General features: G+C 51.8%; 21 protein-coding genes. 8 read left to right on the forward strand and 13 right to left on the reverse strand.

What is annotated here, in order from left to right:
- Positions 1-90: 90 nt before the first annotated feature.
- On the forward strand, positions 91-441 hold the full coding sequence (locus DB847_RS23030) for a RidA family protein (protein ID WP_108652765.1): 351 nt from the start codon (positions 91-93) through the stop codon (positions 439-441).
- Between the two features lie 69 nt (positions 442-510).
- Here DB847_RS23030 and DB847_RS23035 read toward each other — a convergent pair whose 3' ends face one another.
- Positions 511-1,014 carry a PliI family lysozyme inhibitor of I-type lysozyme gene (locus tag DB847_RS23035; protein WP_108652766.1) on the reverse strand — a complete coding sequence of 168 codons (504 nt, stop codon included), beginning with the start codon at positions 1,012-1,014 and terminating at the stop codon, positions 511-513.
- Between the two features lie 267 nt (positions 1,015-1,281).
- Between DB847_RS23035 and DB847_RS23040 the strand changes: the two genes are divergently transcribed.
- Positions 1,282-1,917 carry a hypothetical protein gene (locus tag DB847_RS23040; RefSeq protein WP_108652767.1) on the forward strand — a complete coding sequence of 212 codons (636 nt, stop codon included), beginning with the start codon at positions 1,282-1,284 and terminating at the stop codon, positions 1,915-1,917.
- Positions 1,918-2,021: 104 nt separating this feature from the next.
- On the opposite strand, the gene malZ is transcribed toward DB847_RS23040, so the two are convergent.
- The 6 genes from malZ to DB847_RS23065 all read right to left on the reverse strand — a co-directional run bounded on the left by malZ (position 2,022) and on the right by DB847_RS23065 (position 6,636).
- Positions 2,022-3,275 carry a maltodextrin glucosidase gene (gene malZ, locus DB847_RS23045; protein ID WP_234418464.1) on the reverse strand — a complete coding sequence of 418 codons (1,254 nt, stop codon included), beginning with the start codon at positions 3,273-3,275 and terminating at the stop codon, positions 2,022-2,024.
- Between the two features lie 2 nt (positions 3,276-3,277).
- Positions 3,278-3,868: a hypothetical protein gene (locus DB847_RS24620; RefSeq protein WP_159084814.1), complete on the reverse strand. Its 591-nt coding sequence runs from the start codon at positions 3,866-3,868 to the stop codon at positions 3,278-3,280.
- A 16-nt stretch (positions 3,869-3,884) separates the two neighbouring features.
- Positions 3,885-4,721 (reverse strand): HDOD domain-containing protein, encoded by an 837-nt coding sequence (locus DB847_RS23050; RefSeq protein WP_108652768.1) that lies wholly within the window; start codon positions 4,719-4,721, stop codon positions 3,885-3,887.
- Between the two features lie 111 nt (positions 4,722-4,832).
- Complete coding sequence (locus DB847_RS23055; RefSeq protein WP_159084815.1) at positions 4,833-5,747, reverse strand: metallophosphoesterase; 915 nt, start codon at positions 5,745-5,747, stop codon at positions 4,833-4,835.
- Positions 5,740-6,225: a CreA family protein gene (locus tag DB847_RS23060; RefSeq protein ID WP_108652770.1), complete on the reverse strand. Its 486-nt coding sequence runs from the start codon at positions 6,223-6,225 to the stop codon at positions 5,740-5,742. The genes DB847_RS23055 and DB847_RS23060 overlap by 8 nt, the downstream gene beginning before the upstream one ends.
- A gap of 24 nt (positions 6,226-6,249) precedes the next feature.
- On the reverse strand, positions 6,250-6,636 hold the full coding sequence (locus DB847_RS23065; RefSeq protein ID WP_108652771.1) for a TraR/DksA family transcriptional regulator: 387 nt from the start codon (positions 6,634-6,636) through the stop codon (positions 6,250-6,252).
- Positions 6,637-6,863: 227 nt separating this feature from the next.
- Here DB847_RS23065 and ubiD point away from each other — a divergent pair, with 227 nt between their 5' ends.
- Positions 6,864-8,336: a 4-hydroxy-3-polyprenylbenzoate decarboxylase gene (ubiD, locus tag DB847_RS23070; protein ID WP_108653076.1), complete on the forward strand. Its 1,473-nt coding sequence runs from the start codon at positions 6,864-6,866 to the stop codon at positions 8,334-8,336.
- Between the two features lie 115 nt (positions 8,337-8,451).
- A complete protein-coding gene (gene fre, locus DB847_RS23075) occupies positions 8,452-9,147 on the forward strand; it encodes an NAD(P)H-flavin reductase (protein ID WP_108652772.1) in 696 nt (231 codons plus the stop codon).
- Between the two features lie 54 nt (positions 9,148-9,201).
- Here fre and DB847_RS23080 read toward each other — a convergent pair whose 3' ends face one another.
- A complete protein-coding gene (locus DB847_RS23080) occupies positions 9,202-9,678 on the reverse strand; it encodes an Lrp/AsnC family transcriptional regulator (protein WP_108652773.1) in 477 nt (158 codons plus the stop codon).
- A 763-nt stretch (positions 9,679-10,441) separates the two neighbouring features.
- Complete coding sequence (locus DB847_RS23085; protein WP_108652774.1) at positions 10,442-11,098, reverse strand: hypothetical protein; 657 nt, start codon at positions 11,096-11,098, stop codon at positions 10,442-10,444.
- A gap of 367 nt (positions 11,099-11,465) precedes the next feature.
- On the opposite strand from DB847_RS23085, the gene DB847_RS23090 reads away from it, so the two are divergent.
- Together DB847_RS23090 and DB847_RS23095 are read left to right on the forward strand one after the other, a co-directional pair.
- A complete protein-coding gene (locus DB847_RS23090; RefSeq protein WP_108652775.1) occupies positions 11,466-12,257 on the forward strand; it encodes an SDR family NAD(P)-dependent oxidoreductase in 792 nt (263 codons plus the stop codon).
- A 54-nt stretch (positions 12,258-12,311) separates the two neighbouring features.
- A complete protein-coding gene (locus DB847_RS23095; protein WP_108652776.1) occupies positions 12,312-12,935 on the forward strand; it encodes a MerR family transcriptional regulator in 624 nt (207 codons plus the stop codon).
- A 74-nt stretch (positions 12,936-13,009) separates the two neighbouring features.
- Here the strand turns inward: DB847_RS23095 and DB847_RS23100 are convergent, their stop codons facing one another.
- From DB847_RS23100 to ftsY, 4 genes are all read right to left on the reverse strand, one after another.
- On the reverse strand, positions 13,010-13,606 hold the full coding sequence (locus DB847_RS23100; protein ID WP_267897732.1) for a sugar O-acetyltransferase: 597 nt from the start codon (positions 13,604-13,606) through the stop codon (positions 13,010-13,012).
- Positions 13,607-13,793: 187 nt separating this feature from the next.
- Entirely contained in the window at positions 13,794-14,726 is a 933-nt protein-coding gene (gene ftsX / locus DB847_RS23105) for a permease-like cell division protein FtsX (RefSeq protein WP_108652777.1), read from the reverse strand.
- The gene (ftsE, locus tag DB847_RS23110) at positions 14,723-15,400 is read right to left on the reverse strand and encodes a cell division ATP-binding protein FtsE (RefSeq protein ID WP_108652778.1); all 678 of its coding nucleotides are present in this window, start codon (positions 15,398-15,400) and stop codon (positions 14,723-14,725) included. Before ftsE ends, ftsX begins: the two co-directional genes overlap by 4 nt.
- Positions 15,401-15,409: 9 nt before the next feature.
- A complete protein-coding gene (gene ftsY, locus DB847_RS23115) occupies positions 15,410-17,662 on the reverse strand; it encodes a signal recognition particle-docking protein FtsY (RefSeq protein WP_108652779.1) in 2,253 nt (750 codons plus the stop codon).
- 106 nt (positions 17,663-17,768) lie between these two features.
- Between ftsY and rsmD the strand changes: the two genes are divergently transcribed.
- Both rsmD and DB847_RS23125 read left to right on the forward strand, forming a co-directional pair.
- Positions 17,769-18,401 (forward strand): 16S rRNA (guanine(966)-N(2))-methyltransferase RsmD, encoded by a 633-nt coding sequence (rsmD, locus tag DB847_RS23120; RefSeq protein WP_407644472.1) that lies wholly within the window; start codon positions 17,769-17,771, stop codon positions 18,399-18,401.
- Complete coding sequence (locus tag DB847_RS23125) at positions 18,398-18,703, forward strand: DUF1145 domain-containing protein (protein ID WP_108652781.1); 306 nt, start codon at positions 18,398-18,400, stop codon at positions 18,701-18,703. The genes rsmD and DB847_RS23125 overlap by 4 nt, the downstream gene beginning before the upstream one ends.
- Positions 18,704-18,889 lie beyond the last annotated feature (186 nt).

Here is an 18,889-nt window from a genome sequence, read left to right on the forward strand (position 1 = left end):
CAATAGACCCTGTAAGATGTGCGACAAATTGAAAAGTTCTGGTTAGAATAGCGCCCTAGCTACACCCTACACAATCAAGAGGAGCCTCAGATGTCTATCGAGCGCCAGGAAACCGGACAACGTATGAGCCGGATTGTTACCCATAACAACACCATCTATCTATGTGGCCAGGTTGCCAAAGATGCGAGTAAAGATATCACAGAGCAAACCGCCACCATGCTGGAAAAAGTGGATGCTCTGCTGGAGCAGGCTGGAAGCGACAGAGAGCATCTGCTGTCTGCAACCATCTATATCAAGGATATGAAACTATTTGCCGAGATGAATGCGGTCTGGGATAACTGGGTTCCTGAAGGACATGCACCTGCGCGTGCTTGTGTTGAAGCATCCATGGCTCGCCCTGAACTGCTGGTAGAGATCTCTGTGGTCGCCGCGGTTAAATAATCTTAGTGACTCTGTTGACGCTTCAGGCTGAGCCTTGGGGAAGGTCAACAGAGTTTATCCTCAGGCAGGTTACACATCTCGCTCTACAGAGATGACCCTTATCTTATGCTCACTCTCTTTTTTTGCCGGAAGCTTGCTGCGTAAGACCTGCAACGGGTTGGTATGAGAGCTCATCTCCCCTGCTGAAACCAATAGCTTCAATGAGTTTTCATCATAGCTGTAGGCATCGGCAGACAGATGATTGCCAGTTGCAGAGTGAATCACCACCACCAGCTCAGAGTGACCATCCCCGTTCAGATCAACAAACTCGGCTCTGGCGATAAAACCATCCCTGGGTTGAATCAGCCCAGAGATATATTGATTGGGCTCTGCGATTGAGGACTCACCATCGTAGAGGCGGACCGAATAGCTTCCACCACTTCGAGGCTCAAACTCTCCCTCGGCGATCGACAGGATCTGCTCGGTATCCGGTGATTTTAGCTTCTGTACAAAGCCATCGTTCAAGACAACAGCACCTGCGATATGGCTCAGCAACAGCCAGCTCAAACCAACCAAGCTAATAAGCGCCTTCATGCAACTCCTTTGTGTAACCAGATACCGGGGCCAGGAATTATCCGCTATTCGCAGCCGGCACTCAATCCGTTAATCAGGATTTGCCGATGAATTAGTTGCCGCAAACAACTCAAACAGATCGCAGATTTCTTAAACACCAGCTATCACTTTTACAATCCCGCTTTAGATTTTTTACATCGTTCCCTGGGGGAAATTATTGCCCGACAGAACAGATCTGGTGTACCCTGCGCGAGCTTGCTTGAAAATTCAACGAATTTAGGTTTCCCAATGAAGAAAATTAGTTATCTCATATTAGGTGGGATCATTGCCGCCACCCTTTCCGGCTGCGCGTCCCATAAGATTGCAGTAATTCCCGGCTCTTTAGATGTTATCCCTATGACTCCAACCGAGATCGCTTCCGGCCAATGTAAGTGGGTTGGGACAGATACCATCCAAAAAGAGCAGCCAGCTAATGTCTATCGTAAGCTCAGAAATGACACTTACCAAAGAGGTGGCAACCGCTATCGGGTCACCAGCATTCTCTCTACCCAGGGCTCACTACCGACAGGCCTTGTCGCCGAACTTTACCAGTGCCCGGTTGCTTCGACCGATAGTGGCAATACAACAGATTCAGACACTAGCTCAGGTACTCAAACCGGCAATGCGCTTATCCAATATATTCCGGGAGCAGAAAGTGTCCAGCCCGTGCGTTTTCGCGCCGATCAGCACTGTAAAATCGTAGGCAGCAGTGTGGTGCGCGATGATAACCCTAAGAACATGGAAGTGAAACTGGCTAATGAGAGCTATATGCTGGGTGGTAATCGCTACCACATCACTAAGATCCTCAAGACAAAAGATGCCCAGCCAGTATCGGTGATATCAGATGTATACCGCTGCAAACTATCCGACATGAACATGGAATAAACTCTGAGTTAACCCTCAAACATAAAAAAACCACCTCCAATCGGAGGTGGTTTTTTATTGATGCCGGTATGCCGAGAGTCAACTCCCCTTTTGGGAGAAACGCTCTAGCTGGCAACCAGCACCAGAGAGGAGCGAGCCGGGATGGTGAGCTGTAGTTCTCCATTGACCACCTCAAACTTTTCGCCACTCTCAACATCCGTAAAGCGATCGAAGGGCCTGAGGCAGTGCCACAGCGGCAGAATCATAGTCCTGGCCTTGGTTGCGTGTCGATTAATCGCCGTGATCACCTGATCGCTCTCCAACACCCTGGCATACACATAGCTATGATGCCCGGCATACAGGGTCAGGAGGTCGCCTCGCCGCAAAGCCGGATGAATTCGACGTAGCCGGCTCATTCTACGGTAATGCTCATGCAACAGGTGATTCCAGTCAGAGCTGGCCCAGGGGAAGCAGCGGCGACAATCGGGATCTTCCCCTCCCGTCATCCCAACTTCATCCCCATAATAGATACAAGGCACACCAATATAGGTGAACAGCATACTCACCGCGGCCTTCATCAGTGCCAGATCTTCTCCCAGCAGGGTGAAGAAACGGGCCGTATCATGGCTATCCAACAGGTTAAACTGGGCCAGCTGATTGGCAAAGGGGATGCGATTTCTTGCCTCCAGCAGCCAGGTCGAAAGCTTGCCCGCATCCAGCTCAATCGGATCACCATTGAGATCTTTACCGGTAAAAAAAGCACGCAGTGGGTGGGCAAAGCCGAAGTAATTCATCGCCCCATCCTCCTGCTCTCCCTGGAGCCAGGGAGTAGCCTCAAAGAAGTGCTCCCCAAGCAGGTAAGCATCTGGCTTCTCCTGCTTGACGCTTTGGCGGATCTCTTTGACATGATGGGCATTATTCTCGGCGGAGCCCTTCTCCCCCAGCATGTGGATCACATCCAGTCGCCAGCCATCAATAGAGAATGGTGGACGTAGCCAGTGACGCAGCACCGCCTTGTCGCCACGGTAGATGACATCACACAACTCCTCATTGGCATAGTTCAGCTTAGGGAGATGCTGCATCCCCTTCCAGGCAACATAGTTATTATTGCTATCGAAGCTGTAAAAATCCCGGTAGGGGGAGTCCGGATTGCCAAACGCTCCCTCCTCACCAAAATGGTTAAACCAGGGGTGCTCATCCGAAGTATGGTTGACTACGGCATCCAGAATAAGCTTCATCCCACGGCCATGGATACTCTTACTCAATGACTCCAGCTGAGCATTCCCCCCCAACAAGGGGTCTACCTGGTAATAGTCAACCGTATCGTACTTGTGATTGCTCGGAGAGCAGAAGATCGGGTTGATATAGAGTGCGCTCACCCCTAAAGACTGCAGGTAGGATAGCTTCTTTTCAATCCCTGCCAGATCCCCCCAAAAAGCTCGGCCGAGGCCTTACCACCATGATCATCCGAAGGCAGCTCACCCCACTCGCGAAAAGTCGGTCGATGAGATCCAAGCCGATGACCATAGGGTTCATAGCCCATGGCATCACGGGCCTGGCTGTTGTGAAAGCGATCCGGGAAAATCTGGTAGAAAATCTGATCCTGCACCCAGGAGGGAGGAGTGCTGCGGCTATTATAGCGAAACAGCTGATCGCAGGAAGGAGGAGTGTTAGATACGCCACTGCCGTGTAGCCACCATTGCTGCTCTCCCTCAACCAGCTTGAAGGCATAGTTAATGTGGCTGTCATGGAAGAGTGCCAGTGGCAAAGCAAGGCTCCAGATCGTCAACTGCTGACGCTGCTCCTGCTGGCTCATGGGCAATAATTGCTGCTCATGATCCGGAGATAAAACCAGGCTCACCGAGGAGTAGCTCCTGGATGAATCACAAACCAGTGTCAGCTTTAGCTGTTGATCATCAACCGCCAACCAGGGGCTGACCCGAGGATGGAACAGGTATGGAGGTGTTGTCATGTTATGGATGTACCTTCTAGCTTGTCAGCATCTCGGCAAGTGCATTGCCCTGCTGATGCAGCTCTTCTAACTGTGGTGCCAATGTTTCAGGATCGACACCCAGGTGTTCGGCCAGTGGTTTAGGAAAGCGTTTCACGATAAGCTCAGCCGGAACGCCGGCATCCCAGGCAAAAGAGACAAATACAGAGAGCCGGATTAAGACAGCCTCTGAGCTCACCTCTTCGTGCTGGAGTGGATTCAACTGCTTCGCAATCGCGTCAATGAAGGTTTGAGACAGGCTCCATTGCCGCGCCAGTTCGGCTCCGACCTGGCTGTAGTCAAATCCAAGCAGCTCTCTTTGGGCCTCAACTCTGCTGGCCCCCTGCTCCATGCTGATAGAGATCAGACCCGCCTCTTCGGGGAGAGCAGATTGAATCAACAGCTCTCCGATATCATGCAGCAGGGCGCAGGTAAAAGCGGTTTCCGGCTCAATCTGCACAGCACTGCTCTGAGCGGCCAGAGTCCGGGCTATGGTTGCGACCTGAAAAGTATCTGTCCAGAATTTCTGAATATTAAAATCTGAGCTTATCTTAAAGCCACCCGACAGGCTCGCAGCGACAACCAGGGAGCGTAAGCGGGCAAATCCGATCCGGATCACCGCCTGCTCGACTGAAGCAACCTCTTTGCCACGGCGATAGGCTGCCGAGTTGGCCATACGAAGTACTTTGGCACTGATCACCTGATCCATAGCGATTTTTTCAGCAATTTTTCCGATATCACTATTCTCGTCATTAAAGCTGTCCATTAACTCATGCATCAGCTTAGGAATGACGGGTAGCTCTTTGATTTTCTGAAAAACTTGCAGGACATCCATTTAGCAGACCTTACAAAGTATCGCTCATATAGTTCTTAGTGTAATCGCTTCGGTTACAAGCTGACCATTTCACAGTGATTAAATTGGGGGCATTCTAACAAAAAAGCGATCTCAGAGTGAGACAAAATGCTCAGGCTTGAGCCGTGATTCCCCCTGCCAGCGGTAGCAAACCAGCTGGTTATCGGCGCTGTAATCAAGGCAGGCAATATAGGGGGTCATCAGTCTTGGGGGCCCGCTTAACCAGTAGTGACCGATAAACAGGGGCCTTGTGTCATCATAACCGCATAGTGAGGCTTTGATTGGGGTATTGGGGATCTGAAGTTGCTGACCGCTTGGAACCAAAGCCACGTCGCGATAGCTCGGATGATTGTTCATCCACCAGCGGACTCTGATATCCCGTCGCGGGTTACTGTACTTGTCCTGAAAGAAGCAGCCCTCTGGGAGCATCAGCTCCGGCCCCTTCAGCAGAGATTCGATCGCCTGCCACTCGGCACTCCCCCGGTGGGCAGAAGCCAGCAAAAATGCCTGATTGAGATGATAGCCGTTGGACAGCAGGGGCCGAACAAGAGCCAGGCTTGCAGGATGCCAGCAGGCATGGATCACCCTTAGTTTTCCATTATCGATAAACAGAGGTCTTCGCAGCAGCCAGTCGATAATTTCCCGGTATGCTTTAGGGTCTGCCGCATACTCACTCAGGAATGCACTGTGCTGGCGATTGTTCTTATCGTTATGCGGACGCAGGAAGTGACCATGGCGGTTTGGGTCCTCGGTTGCGTAACAGATGGCATTGTATTCATGATTTCCCAGGACCAGTTGAGCCGCTCCCTGATCAACCATGGCGCGCACCAGCTCAATGGTTTTACGCTGTGCCTTGCCCTGATCAATCAGATCACCGGCAAAGATAAGCTGCCGCTCAGGGTGGCGAAAGCATCCGTTACTCTGCCGGTATCCCAACTTGTGCAGCAACAGGCACAGCTGTTCATAACGACCATGGACATCACCGATCAGATCAAAACCACTATTCATCTGCATCTCCCGACCAGGGACGGATCGGCACCACACTCAGGGCACTCTTGTAGGAGCCATCCACCAGCTTGGTGCTATAGGTCAGGTACACCAGGGCGTGACGTTTTTTGTCAAAAAACCGCACAACTTTCTGATGCTTAAACACCAGGGAGGTGCGCACGCTAAATACTTTCTCCCCCTGTTCAAGGGGCTTTTGATAGTGAATTTTTCCAAGCTGCTTACAGGCAATTGAGGCATGAGCCCTGTCTTCGGCGATGCCAAGAGCTCCTTTGACCCCACCGGTCACCGGTCTTGACAGGTAGCAGCTGATCCCGGAGATATCCGGATCGTCAAAAACCTCAATCACTATCTTCTGATTGGGACCAAACAGTTTAAACGCCGTATCCACTGAGCCGATCCGCTCGGCCTTATTTGCCAAACTCACCGGGCTCCAGGCGAACGCTATCGCAACCAATAAAACAGACAGGCGTTTAAACATCTTAGTGTCCTTCTCTGAGGTGAATTACCCCGCTTTGGGCATCATGTGCATCTGGGCAATCTCATGGGCACTCTGGCAGTCGATGCACAGCACCGAATCCGGGCGGGCACGCAACCGCTTGAAAGAGATCTCCTCGCCACAAGAATCACAATAACCGAAATCGTCACTCTCTACACGACGCAGTGCCAGCTTTAGCTCCACCAGGTGACCCTTATCATGCTGAATACGATTGAGCTCCAGACGACGGGTCTCCTCAACACTGGCACGATCCACCTCATCAAACAGCTCATTGGTATCCGTGGACACCGCATCCTGACTATGGGCACTGAGACGCTCTTCAATATCCTGGATCTGAGTGACGATCTGTTCTCTGATCTGCTCCCGCTGAGCCGTTGTCAGTACTTCACACATAGTAACTTCCTTAAAATAACAACTTTTGATTCGATACGAGTACGCAAGGACTCCTATATGGGGACAGTTGATCCCGCTATAAAGCCCTTTGCCCAGAGTTTTTGTGATTCATCGCGACAAGTTGCAAAAAGTTGAGTAAATTACTCAGGAAAATGACCATAGAATTTGGCTTGCAGGTTTCATCCAGCGCTATAATGGGCCAACACCAAACAAGTGACGAAATACAGATGGCATATCAGGATCTGCGAGACTTCCTCAGGCAACTGGAAGAGCTTGGCCAGTTAAAACGCATCACCCAGCCAGTCGATCCCAATCTTGAGATCACTGAGATTTGCGACAGAACCCTCAAGTCAAAGGGGCCGGCCCTGCTTTTTGAAAATCCCAAGGGATCAACCATTCCACTGTTGGGTAATCTGTTTGGCACTCCGGAACGAGTCGCGATGGCGATGGGGCGCGAAGATCTGGCCGGACTAAGAGAGGTCGGTCAGTGGCTCTCCTACCTTAAAGAGCCGGAGCCCCCCAAAGGCCTCAAGGAGCTGTTTGCCAAGTGGCCTATTTTCAAACAGATCCTGAATATGCCTCTCAAGCGGGTCAAACATGCCCCTTGCCAGGAGCTGATCTTAACCGGTGATGAGGTCGATCTGACCCGGTTACCGATCCAAACCTGCTGGCCGGGGGATGTCGCTCCCCTGGTCACCTGGGGATTGACGATCACCAAGGGACCCTATCGCAAGCGGCAGAACCTTGGAATCTATCGTCAGCAGCTGCTGGGGAAAAATAAGCTGATCATGCGCTGGCTATCCCACCGGGGTGGCGCTCTGGACTTCAGAGAGTGGTGTGAAAACCATCCGGGCGAGCGCTTCCCGGTCGCTGTGGCTCTGGGGGCCGATCCCGCAACCATCCTGGGGGCCGTGACTCCTGTCCCCGATACCCTGTCTGAATACGCCTTTGCCGGTTTGCTCCGGGGAGGAAGAACCGAGGTCACCAGCTGCCTCTCCTGCGATCTGGATGTCCCGGCCCGGGCCGAGGTGATTCTGGAGGGCTATATTGATCCGACAGAGGAGGCTGCAGAAGGCCCCTATGGGGATCACACCGGCTATTACAATGAAGTCGAGACCTTTCCGGTGTTTACCGTCACCCACATGACGATGCGCAAAGATCCCATCTATCACTCCACCTATACGGGAAGGCCACCGGATGAACCCGCAATCTTAGGAGTTGCCCTCAACGAGGTATTTATTCCGATCCTGCAAAAGCAGTTCCCGGAGATCACCGATTTTTACCTCCCTCCGGAAGGATGTTCCTACCGGATGGCGGTTGTGACTATGAAAAAGAGCTACCCGGGTCATGCTAAACGCGTCATGATGGGAGTCTGGTCGTTCTTACGTCAATTTATGTACACCAAGTTTGTCATCGTCTGTGATGATGATGTGAATGCCAGGGACTGGAACGATGTGATCTGGGCGATCACCACCCGCATGGATCCGGCTCGGGATACCACCCTGATCGAGAATACTCCGATCGATTATCTTGATTTTGCCTCCCCCATCTCAGGGCTGGGCTCTAAGATGGGGCTGGATGCCACCAACAAGTGGCCGGGAGAGACCAATCGGGAGTGGGGTACCAGTATCGTCATGGATGAGGAGGTTAAGCAGCGTGTGGATGCCCTGTGGGATGAGCTGAATATTTTTGATAACTAGCGTCACTCAGCAAGTGACGACAGGTCATCCCGAGCGTTGAACATGCATCAAACCCGAATGATCCCCTGTTAATTTAACCGGCAGATGCCAGATATCTGCCTCCTGGAGAAACCATATGCAGCAGTACCAATGCAAAGTAACAGTGCTGGAGCCCTATGATGAGAGCACCTGGCATGTTTGTCTGACTCCCGCAGAGCCCGTCGAATTCAGGGCGGGCCAATACCTTCAGGTGGTCATGGGTGATAAGGATAAGCGACCCTTTTCTATCGCCAATGCTCCGGGCCTGGCTGGTACTCTGGAACTGCAGATAGGTGCTCCCGAAGGGAATAGCTACGCCTCGCAGGTTATAGAGAAGATGCAGCAGCAAAAAGAGGTGGTAATTGAGGCCGGACTGGGAACGGCTCACCTTCAATCCAGCTCTGAGAGCCCGATCATTCTGGTGGCAGGAGGAACCGGATTTGCCTACTGCCGGGCCATTGCAGAGCAGCTGTTAGCCAATGGCCATGAGCAGGAGATCCTGCTCTACTGGGGCGTTCATACTCCGGAAAAGCTCTACGATATGCCAGCTATTGAGCGCTATCAGCAACTTACGGGCTTTAAGTTTATCCCTGTCATTGATAACCAGGCCTGTGAATGGGATGGGGCAAGAGGAACCGTGCTGGATAAGCTATTTGCTGATGAGCTACAACTCGACCAATACGATATCTATGTTGCGGGTCGTTTTGAGATGGCAAAGGCACTCAGAGAAAAAATGGCTCAGCTTGGAATCGGCTCTGAGCGCCTTTATGGAGATGCTTTCTCGTTTATCTAAACCCCGGGAGATGACGTTTCACCTTGCTAACCAAGCCTGAAACGTCATCAAGGTCTACTTTTCCCGACTGACAAAACAGGGAAGGGTCCGACTGTGCAGATGCTCAAATACCAGGGAGGTTTCGATATCTGCAACCTCATCACGGGTACTAAACTGATCAAAAACAAAATTACGCAGGTGATCGGTGTCAGACACACAGATATGCACCAGGATATCTCTCTGTCCACCGATCTGGTAGAGGTTGATCACCTCTGGAAGTCCCACAACCGCATCGGTAAAGTTGTCGACGATATCGCGATTATGCTGCTTTAAGCTGATCGCAACCATCGCCTGAAAATGCCCGCCGAGTGCCTTGTAGTCCACATCGGAATAAGCGCCTTTCAACACATTATCATTTTGTAAGCGACGGACTCGCTCCAAACAGGTTGAGGGAGCAACGCCGACTTTAGCAGCAAGGTCTTTATTGGTGATGCCTGCATCCTGAAACAGGTGTGCCAATATATCCAGGTCCAGTTGATCTAATGCTTTCATTACCCCTCCGCTTGATTACCTTTGGCTAACCATTCAATACGCTAAGTCTCCAGAGCCACAATTCACTTTACCCGCAACCTCCATGGATGAACAGTGGTTTTTTGTCGCATACCCAACATTATCATTACCAAGTCGTCACAAATCCGTATATTCAGCGAGTCTGAGCCTGGGTTTACCCCGGGTAACACAGGGTATCCACCCCCATTAAAACCTCATATAATCAATAGGTTAAGGTGTTCCAATAATCATATAAAAAAATCATAGAAGAGTTTTATTCTGTTACCTTAAGGCATCGAAACTTTACAAATTGAAAAGGGTAGACACCAGAATCCTGGCAGGAAAAAATGAATTTTTTTTAGGTTATTGTGCATAACAAGTGCATAAATACCCCCCACGAAACCGACTCGCCGGCCAGTCCTCTTTGGATGTTAGCCAGTAAATGAACAAGAGATTCATGAAAATCGTGTCATTTTTTTGATAATTAAGGCGTCAGGTATTGTCGCAACGAACCATAAAGCAGCACAGGAGAGACCCATACGAGAATGACGCATGAACAAGCAAACACTCAAAGTCTTGCTGGTGATATCATTGGAAGGCGCGGGTTTATCAGGGGACTTTCTGGCAGATCCTATATTTTCTAAGATCTGCCGGAAAAAGTAGAATGGCAGGGAGCCAAAGACTGAGCCAAAACAAAAACGCTATGAACAAGTTAGATAAAACGCAGCGATAGAAAAAGGCACAGCACTATACTTCATCAAGGATGCTAAAAGCGGTAAAACACTTCAAGTGGCATATTATCAGCCATGCCATGAGATAATACATACTCGACCAGTTCACTACGCCTGGAGCACCCGGTACGCTTGTTGAGGCGGTTGATCCGCTTCTTTACCGCATCGACTGAAACATCCAGTAGATTAGCAACATCACGGTTGTTATAGCCACAAAAAACCAAAAACAGCGTCGTTAATTCCGAGTCAGTAAAATCTCCGACTTGCCGGCCAATAGAGATACTATTGAATCCAAATTTATCATGCAGCCGCCGAATGAACTCTAATTGCAGGCTATTTTCATCAACCTTCTGGGAGCTGGTATAAGTCCCGATAATCTCTGAGAGCTTATTACGCACAACCTCTTTATGGGTTAGCATAAAGACTTGATCTCCATCGGCATTTTTGAATAATTCAAAAACCCGGTAGCTCTGCCCGTTGAGAATGTCTTTCTCATGCCTGATATATAGCTCAGAGAGCTCAGCCCACGGCATCTCATCATCGCGACGACCAATAACATCTTCTAATCGATTGAACCCTGAGGCCTTAATAAAATTGTTATTGCAAGCGAGAAATCGATGCTCAGTATCTTTGAGGAGGTGAATCCCGGTATTATATGGGATCAGTTCACCCTTAAATCGTCCATATTCCATGGAATGCTTACTCCGGTGATCGATCGGATTTTATATTTTGGGTTGTTTTCTTATACGCCGATCAATCTCCACCCTCAATCTCTGTAATTCTGAGCTTATTGAATAGAGAGGCAAAGTAGCACCCGGGCTGATAATTAAATTGAGCTTGCATACAGCGGATATTCAGAATTAATCAAAGAATATTTATGCAGTTATTCACCGCCCACCATGGATTGCCATATGAAGCCATACCACACCCGATGATCCGGGAGTCACCAGACAGAATGTTCCAATACTTATAGGCTTTGTCCCCAATTATATGACTAGCAATCAGCCTGAAGGCTGGTATAAAAACAGAAAAACAAGCTAAAACTCAACAGGATTAACTATGAGACTGGTAGGGAAAAAAGCGTTTATTACCGGCGCAACCTCTGGCATTGGGTTAGCGATAGCCATACGCTTTGCCGAAGAGGGAGCCGATGTGGCAATCAATGGTCGTGATCGCGACAAGTTAACCCGGATCAATCGCGAATACTTTAACGGAAAAGCCCTGGAGGTGGTCGCCGATCTGAGTTCAGTTCAGGATATCCGCGATGCATTCCAGCAGATCCGTCAGCAGTTTGGCAGACTGGACACACTGGTGGTCAATGCAGGAGTCTATCAACTCAAGTCTGCATGCGATATCACAGAGAAAGAGTTCGACTCAATGTTTGAGCTGAATGTGAAGGGAGCATTTTTTACCATGCAGCAATCTCTTCCTCTACTCAATGAGAGCGCTTCGGTCATAACCATCTCTTCGGTTGCGGCGCAGCTCGCCAGCTGGAACCAGACCGCCTATAACGCATCGAAGGCAGCGCTAAGCTCCCTGACAAAGAGTTTTGCCTGCGGCCTGGCCCACAAAAAAATTCGGGTCAACTCCATCTCACCAGGCCTGACAGATACCCCGATTTGGGAAAAGGTAGACTATAGGGCACAGGCGGAACAGGCAGCCGAGCGATCTCCACTAGGACGTCAATGCACCCCACAAGAGGTTACCGCCTCCGCAGTGTTTCTCGCCAGTGATGAATCCGCCTTTATGACGACCAGTGATCTGCTTATGGATGGTGGCAGAGCTCATATTCAGGACCCTGCAGGCTGGGGGAGCAGAAATTGTCCTAAAAAATCCTATTCCCCCTCTTGAGCTGTCTATAACTGACACCTTTATTCTGGGGAGAATCAGTCGAGGAGCACCTTAATGGCATCGATCAAAACCTTATGTCAGCAGCATGAAATCAGCCGGGCTACCCTGCTCTACTATGAAGATCAAGGGTTATTAACCCCCGCCCGGCGACCCAATGGCTACAGATGGTATGACTCTCTCCAGCAGCAAAAGCTTGAACGGATCAGGGCTCTGCGAGCTCTTGGCTTCAGCCTAGAAAGCATAGCTCCCTTGATTAAACAGGAGCTGCCACTTGATCTATGTCTCCTGCAAAGCCAGATAGAGAAGCTAACCCTTGAGATAGCTTCTCTATCTCAGCAGCGCGCCTCACTGATAGAACTGCTAACTCAACAACAAGAGGAACCTCAGAAGATGATCAGTGAGAAAAAATGGCAAGCGATCCTTGGATCTATGGGCCTTAGCAAAACGCAAATCGAAACCTGGCTTGAGTTATTCTCCCCCCGACTCAAAGAGGATGCCGAAGAGATGCAGCCTCCAAAGCTCACCAAGCAGCAACTTGAGGAGCTCCATCAGCTACACAGTATCCTCTCTCAGAATCATGCTCACTCCAATCAGCTTGGTTTAAGTGAACATGAGCTCTCCGAGATCCACAGCTTGCATGAGAAAATCACTCAGCAGCACCAGAGCTGGCAGGATTAACCAGGGCAGGCTCAAAAATACATTCAATAGCCCATGGGTAGCTCCCGGGCTATTTTTCTTTATTCCCCCTAAGCTCAGGAGGCCTTCGGGAACAGAGCCTCTGGATGCTCTTCTGGTTGAGCCTCCAGCGTCCTAATCGGTTTTGCCGGAACTCCAACACAGACGGTGTTCGCGGGCAGATCCCGTGAAACTACACTGCCAGCCCCAACCACCACATTATCCCCAATCGTCACTCCCGGACAGACGGTGGCATTAGCCCCCAACCAAACATTATCTCCAATCTGGATCGGCTGAGCGAACTCATCACCGGCTGCTCTTGATACAGGATCAAGTGGATGAGCGGCTGTCGCGATCACTACTCCGGGAGCCAGTAAGCAGTTATCCCCAATGGTGACCGGTGCACAGTCTAAAATGGTGCAACCATGGTTGGCATAAAACCCCTTACCTGCTTTGATGTTATAACCGTAATCACAGTTAAAAGGGGACTCTATCCAGCCATCCTGCGAAGAGCCGAGCAACTCATCGACTATCTCTTGTCTTGCTTCCCTGTCAGTCGGGCAGGTTTGGTTGAGCTTAAAACACAGAGCCTTTGCTCGTTGCCTCTCATGAATTAATGCCTGATCCCAGGGCTGATAGATAAGGCCCTCAATCATCTTCTGCTTCTCTGTCACCGACTCACTCCTTAAACATCCATATCCAGGCTTTGTTGCGGTTTCCAATACTAAACCGCAACAGAATCGAAAGCTTTTGGATTATTCAAAGAGGCCAGGGTTCAGCCGGAAAGTTTGAGGTTGATCGCAAAATCAACCTCAAATAATGCACCTAGCCCAGGCCAGGCAGGGAGCAACGGGAGGCAGGTTAGCGCGGCTCGATATCGCGGATATGCCGTCGCACAGTGAAAAAGGAGGCTACCAGGCTGAGGATGATTCCGGAGCCGATCAGCCATAGGCTCTCACGCAGACTGAGCCCCAGCAGGTGAAACTGACTTTGGTAGAGGCTGGCGAGATCCTGAACCCTGTCCGCAAGAATCACTGTGGCGATATTGGTCAGGATCCAGGCCAATAGCCCGCCTATGGTTCCGTACCAAAAGCCCTTAAACAAAAAGGGACTCATAATGAAGCGATCACTGGCACCAACCAGCTTTAACACCTCAATCTCTTCACGGTGCGAGAGAATATTCAAACGCATGGTGTTGGCAACGATCAGGATTAGGGTGAGCAGCAACAGCAGCTCCACGATCAAGATGATCCGCTCAATGACACTCAGGATCCCATGCAGCCTTTGCAACCACTGAACATCGAGGCGCCCCTCATCCACCTGCTGAGTATTGGCAACCAGGCGATCTCTTAGTTTGTCCGCTGCAGTGGCGGAGCGATGTTGAGCATCCGGGAACACCAATAGCACAGCCGGCAACGGGTTATCATCCAGATAACTCAGGGCCTTACCTAGCCCGGATTGTTGACGAAAGTCGCTGAGCGCCTGCTGTTTAGAGATAAATTCAACCCGCTCGACACCGGGCAGCTGTTTAACCTCGCTAACAAAAGAGTCCGTTTGCTGATCCGTCAGATCTTTTTGCAAAAACAGGGTGATCTGAGTCGGCGTTTGCCACTGCTGTGCCACTGAGGTCGCATTTTTTACTATCAGATGAAAGCAAGCGGGTAGGCAAAGGCTGACTCCCAGCACAGCTATGGTCATCAATGAGGTCACCGGCGTTTGCCATAGCTCAGCCAGCCCCTGGGAGAGTTGAGATCTGAAGCGCTGAAAAAATCCTGAACTCTTTTTAGCTTTCATGACTCTCCTCCTATCGGCTGACCATCATCGAGCACACCATCATGCAGAGCCAGGGTGCGATGCCTTAACCTGCTGATCAGCCCAAGATCATGGGTTGCGATCAGGATCGCCGTCCCATGATCGCTCAGAGACTCAAAGAGCCGCAAAATATCCATAGATAACTCAGGATCCAGGTTTCCGGTCGGCTCATCTGCCAGCAACAAGGGTGGACGATTGACTATGGCCCGCGCGATTCCAACCCGCTGCTGCTCCCCACCAGAGAGCATGATCGGCAGATAGCTCTCTTTGCCCGAAAGTCCCACCTTATCAAGGGCAGCAAGGGCACGCTTTTCAGCCTGAGACTCACTATAGCCCTCGATGAGAAGCGGCAATGCAACATTGGCAAACACGCTTCTGTCCATCAACAGTCGGCCATCCTGAAAGATAATCCCCATCTTGCGGCGCAGGGCGGGAACGTGGCGGCGTCCGAGGCGGGTTACATCCTTACTATCAAAGTAAAGCTTACCTCCGGTGGGCCGCTCCATCATGCAGATGAGTTTCAAAAGAGTGCTTTTGCCAGCTCCGGAATGACCAGTCAGAAAGGCCATCTCCCCGGCTTGCAGATGGAAGCTCACCTGGCGTAACGCCTGGTGGCCTCCTGAATATACCTTGCTTACCTGCTCAAAACGGAGCATAACTTCCCTTTATGATTCAGATTCGTCCTGGCTAAACAAAGCCTCGATAAAGTCATTGGCGTTGAAGGTCCGAAGATCATCGATACGCTCCCCCACCCCAATGTAGCGGAGCGGGATATTAAATTGATCCGCGATCCCAAAGATCACCCCACCTTTGGCTGTGCCATCCAGTTTGGTCAGGGTGATCCCGGTAAGACCTACGGCCTCATTAAATAGCTTGGCCTGGCTAATCGCATTCTGACCGGTTCCGGCATCCAGGGTCAGCATCACCTCATGAGGCGCCTTGTCATCGAGCTTTTTCATCACCCGAACAACCTTCTTCAGCTCTTCCATCAAGTGATCTTTGTTTTGCAGACGCCCCGCAGTATCGGCGATCAGGACATCAACCCCTCTGGATTTAGCAGCCTGGATAGCATCAAAGATAACCGATGCACTATCTGCTCCTGTGTGTTGAGCCACAACAGGGATCTCGTTTCTTTCACCCCAAACCTGGAGCTGCTCAACCGCCGCGGCGCGGAATGTATCTCCGGCGGCCAGCATCACAGATTTACCCTGCTCCTGGAACTGCTTGGCCATCTTGCCTATGGTAGTGGTCTTACCCACGCCATTGACTCCCACCATCAGGATCACATAGGGACCATCCTCGATCTCAACCTCAAGGGGTTGCTCAACTTTCTCGAGCATCCCACTCATCTCCTCTTTCATCAGCTCATAGAGTGCCTCACCATCCTTGAGCTGGCGACGAGATGCATGGTCGGTCAGGTTATCAATCAATGACATGGTGGTCTCAACCCCCACATCCGCCATCAGCAGCTGAGTTTCCAGCTCTTCAAACAGCTCATCATCGATCTTCTTACCACGGAACAGGCCAAAGAAACCGGAGCCTATGTTGCTACGGGTGCGGGTCAACCCCTGTTTTAGGCGAGCAAAAAGGCCCTTACGTTTTGGCTTTTCCTGAGACCCCTTCTCTTGCTCGGCGGCCAAACGTGCCTCTTCCGCGGCCTTAGCCTCGGCGGCGAGGCGTGCCTCTTCCGCGGCCTTAGCCTCGGCGGCGAGACGTGCCTCTTCCGCGGCCTTAGCCTCGGCGGCGAGACGTGCTTCCTCTGCAGCTTTGGCCTCGGCGGCGAGACGTGCCTCTTCGGCAGCTTTAGCCTCGGCGGCAAGACGTGCCTCTTCCGCGGCCTGAGCCTCGGCGGCGAGACGTGCTTCTTCCGCGGCCTTAGCCTCGGCGGCGAGACGTGCTTGTTCCGCGGCCTTAGCCTCGGCGGCGAGCCGTGCCTCTTCCGCGGCTTTAGCCTCGGCAGCTAAACGCTCCTCTTCGGCAGCCTGAGCCTCTTCTGCAGCCTTAGCCTCGGCGGCGAGACGCGCCTCTTCCGCGGCCTTAGCCTCGGCGGCCAGGCGTGCCTCTTCGGCAGCTTTAGCCTCGGCGGCGAGTCGCGCTTCTTCGGCGGCCTTGGCCTCGGCGGCGAAGCGTGCCTCTTCCGCAGCCTTAGCCTCGGCGGCGAGACGCGCCTCTTCCGCGGCCTTAGCCTCGGCGGCTAGGCGTGCCTCTTCGGCGGCCTGGGCCTCGGCGGCGAGTCGCGCTTCTTCGGCGGCCTGGGCCTCGGCGGCGAGTCGCGCTTCTTCGGCGGCCTTGGCCTCGGCGGCGAAGCGTGCCTCTTCCGCAGCCTTAGCCTCAGCGGCCAGGCGTGCCTCTTCGGCAGCTTTAGCCTCGGCGGCGAGGCGTGCCTCTTCCGCGGCCTGAGCCTCGGCAGCAAGACGAGCCTCTTCCGCAGCCTTAGCCTCGGCGGCAAGGCGTGCCTCTTCCGCGGCTTTAGCCTCGGCGGCCAGCCGTGCCTCTTCTGCAGCCTTAGCCTCGGCAGCAAGACGAGCCTCTTCGGCGGCCTTAGCCTCGGCGGCGAGCCGCGCCTCTTCCGCGGCCTTAGCCTCGGCGGCCAGGCGTGCCTCTTCCGCAGCCTTAGCCTCGGCGGCGAGACGTGCCTCTTCCGCCGCTTGCGCTTCGGCGGCGAGGCGTGCCTCTTCGGCGGCCTGAACCTCGGCAGCGAGTCGCGCCTCTTCCGCGGCCTTGGCCTCGGCGGCGAGACGTGCTTCTTCGGCAGCTTGAGCCTCGGCGGCTAACCTTGCCTCCTCGACGCTATCAGAGCTCTGCTCTGCCTCTTCAGGCAAGATTTCGGATTGGGATGAATGATCAACCGGCTCATCGGATTGCTGTTTCTTTTTCTTATCGCGACCAAACCAGGAAAAAAAACCTTTTTTTGCCATCTAAACGTACTCTGCTGATGCGGTGACTGATAGAATAGCCGCCCTGTTTTTGTTGGCGGCATAATCACCAGGATTCGAGTTTAAAACCGCCATATACTATCACTTTCTGGTCAGACTAAAAATCAGCATGGCAAGCAGAAGCAAGCGGGGGCATCCCCAGCAAAAATCATCACAACGCCCAGCAGGGCAGATCCGGATCATCGCGGGTCGCTGGCGGGGTCGTAAGCTCCCGGTCGCTAATTCAGAGGGGCTAAGGCCCACGACCGACAGAGTCAAAGAGACACTGTTTAACTGGCTTGCACCCCATATCGTTGATAGTCGCTGCCTGGATCTCTTCGCAGGCAGTGGCAGTCTGGGGTTTGAAGCACTCTCCAGAGGAGCAGATGAGACAGTTTTTCTGGAGAAGGAGGCTAAAATAGCCAATATCCTGCAGCAAAACCTACAACAGCTTTCGGCCGACAACGGCAAAGTGGAGCAGACCGATAGCCTGCAGTACCTGAAAAACCCGGGTCAACCGTTTGGTATCGTCTTTATCGACCCGCCATTTCGAAAAGATCTGTTGAGTGAGTGCTGTGAGCTGCTGGAGCAGAATCACTGGCTGGCTGAAGGTGCCCTCATCTATATCGAGCGAGAGCAGGAGCTTTGCGCTCCGAGGCTTCCTCAGAGCTGGGAGCTACTCAAGGATAAAACCGCAGGTCAGGTTAGCTACCAGCTTTACCAAAGGAGAGTGAACTCATGAAGCCCGCAATCCTCCTGATAAAGTTCGTCATCCTTCTGTTCTGGGTCGGGGTTGGCTACAGCTTTTTTCACCCCCTGCCGCTCAAGATGAAGATCCTGCTGTATGGATTTACCCTGGTGATCCTGATGATGCACCTGCTGCTGGCTCTTTATCTGTCGATGAGTAAGCCCCGCTCCCTAGAGCTCAAGGCGAAACACTATTGGTTGGTGATCGTTTTTGGCTCGGTCCAGCTATGGCAGATGAAAGATACTCTGATGAGCGCCTGGAAGAGTGAGCTCCCTCCCTCTAAACGTCGTGACTGATTTCGCTATAGGTCAAACTGCTGCTATCCCGAGTATCTGCGGATAGCAGCAAAGTAACAACTCATTCAACTCCCAAATTAGACCTACCTAAATAAAAATTCATTAATTGATTCTGGCCTGTATAATGCGCCACTCATTTCCCAGGTTATATTTTAAATACTGGGTCTGAAATCAGAATATTTCTTC

The sequence above is a fragment of the Dongshaea marina genome (assembly GCF_003072645.1).
Taxonomy (GTDB): domain Bacteria; phylum Pseudomonadota; class Gammaproteobacteria; order Enterobacterales; family Aeromonadaceae; genus Dongshaea; species Dongshaea marina.

Coding starts and splice junctions, on each gene's coding strand:
- DB847_RS23095 (WP_108652776.1), top strand. CDS start 12,312: ATGGCATCGATCAAAACCTTATGTCAGCAGCATGAAATCAGCCGGGCT.
- DB847_RS23055 (WP_159084815.1), bottom strand. CDS start 5,747: ATGAATAGTGGTTTTGATCTGATCGGTGATGTCCATGGTCGTTATGAA.
- DB847_RS23040 (WP_108652767.1), top strand. CDS start 1,282: ATGAAGAAAATTAGTTATCTCATATTAGGTGGGATCATTGCCGCCACC.
- DB847_RS23080 (WP_108652773.1), bottom strand. CDS start 9,678: ATGAAAGCATTAGATCAACTGGACCTGGATATATTGGCACACCTGTTT.
- ftsX (WP_108652777.1), bottom strand. CDS start 14,726: ATGAAAGCTAAAAAGAGTTCAGGATTTTTTCAGCGCTTCAGATCTCAA.
- ubiD (WP_108653076.1), top strand. CDS start 6,864: ATGGCATATCAGGATCTGCGAGACTTCCTCAGGCAACTGGAAGAGCTT.
- ftsY (WP_108652779.1), bottom strand. CDS start 17,662: ATGGCAAAAAAAGGTTTTTTTTCCTGGTTTGGTCGCGATAAGAAAAAG.
- DB847_RS23035 (WP_108652766.1), bottom strand. CDS start 1,014: ATGAAGGCGCTTATTAGCTTGGTTGGTTTGAGCTGGCTGTTGCTGAGC.
- DB847_RS23085 (WP_108652774.1), bottom strand. CDS start 11,098: ATGGAATATGGACGATTTAAGGGTGAACTGATCCCATATAATACCGGG.
- ftsE (WP_108652778.1), bottom strand. CDS start 15,400: ATGCTCCGTTTTGAGCAGGTAAGCAAGGTATATTCAGGAGGCCACCAG.
- DB847_RS23125 (WP_108652781.1), top strand. CDS start 18,398: ATGAAGCCCGCAATCCTCCTGATAAAGTTCGTCATCCTTCTGTTCTGG.
- DB847_RS23065 (WP_108652771.1), bottom strand. CDS start 6,636: ATGTGTGAAGTACTGACAACGGCTCAGCGGGAGCAGATCAGAGAACAG.
- DB847_RS23090 (WP_108652775.1), top strand. CDS start 11,466: ATGAGACTGGTAGGGAAAAAAGCGTTTATTACCGGCGCAACCTCTGGC.
- DB847_RS24620 (WP_159084814.1), bottom strand. CDS start 3,868: ATGACAACACCTCCATACCTGTTCCATCCTCGGGTCAGCCCCTGGTTG.
- DB847_RS23060 (WP_108652770.1), bottom strand. CDS start 6,225: ATGTTTAAACGCCTGTCTGTTTTATTGGTTGCGATAGCGTTCGCCTGG.
- DB847_RS23050 (WP_108652768.1), bottom strand. CDS start 4,721: ATGGATGTCCTGCAAGTTTTTCAGAAAATCAAAGAGCTACCCGTCATT.
- fre (WP_108652772.1), top strand. CDS start 8,452: ATGCAGCAGTACCAATGCAAAGTAACAGTGCTGGAGCCCTATGATGAG.
- DB847_RS23030 (WP_108652765.1), top strand. CDS start 91: ATGTCTATCGAGCGCCAGGAAACCGGACAACGTATGAGCCGGATTGTT.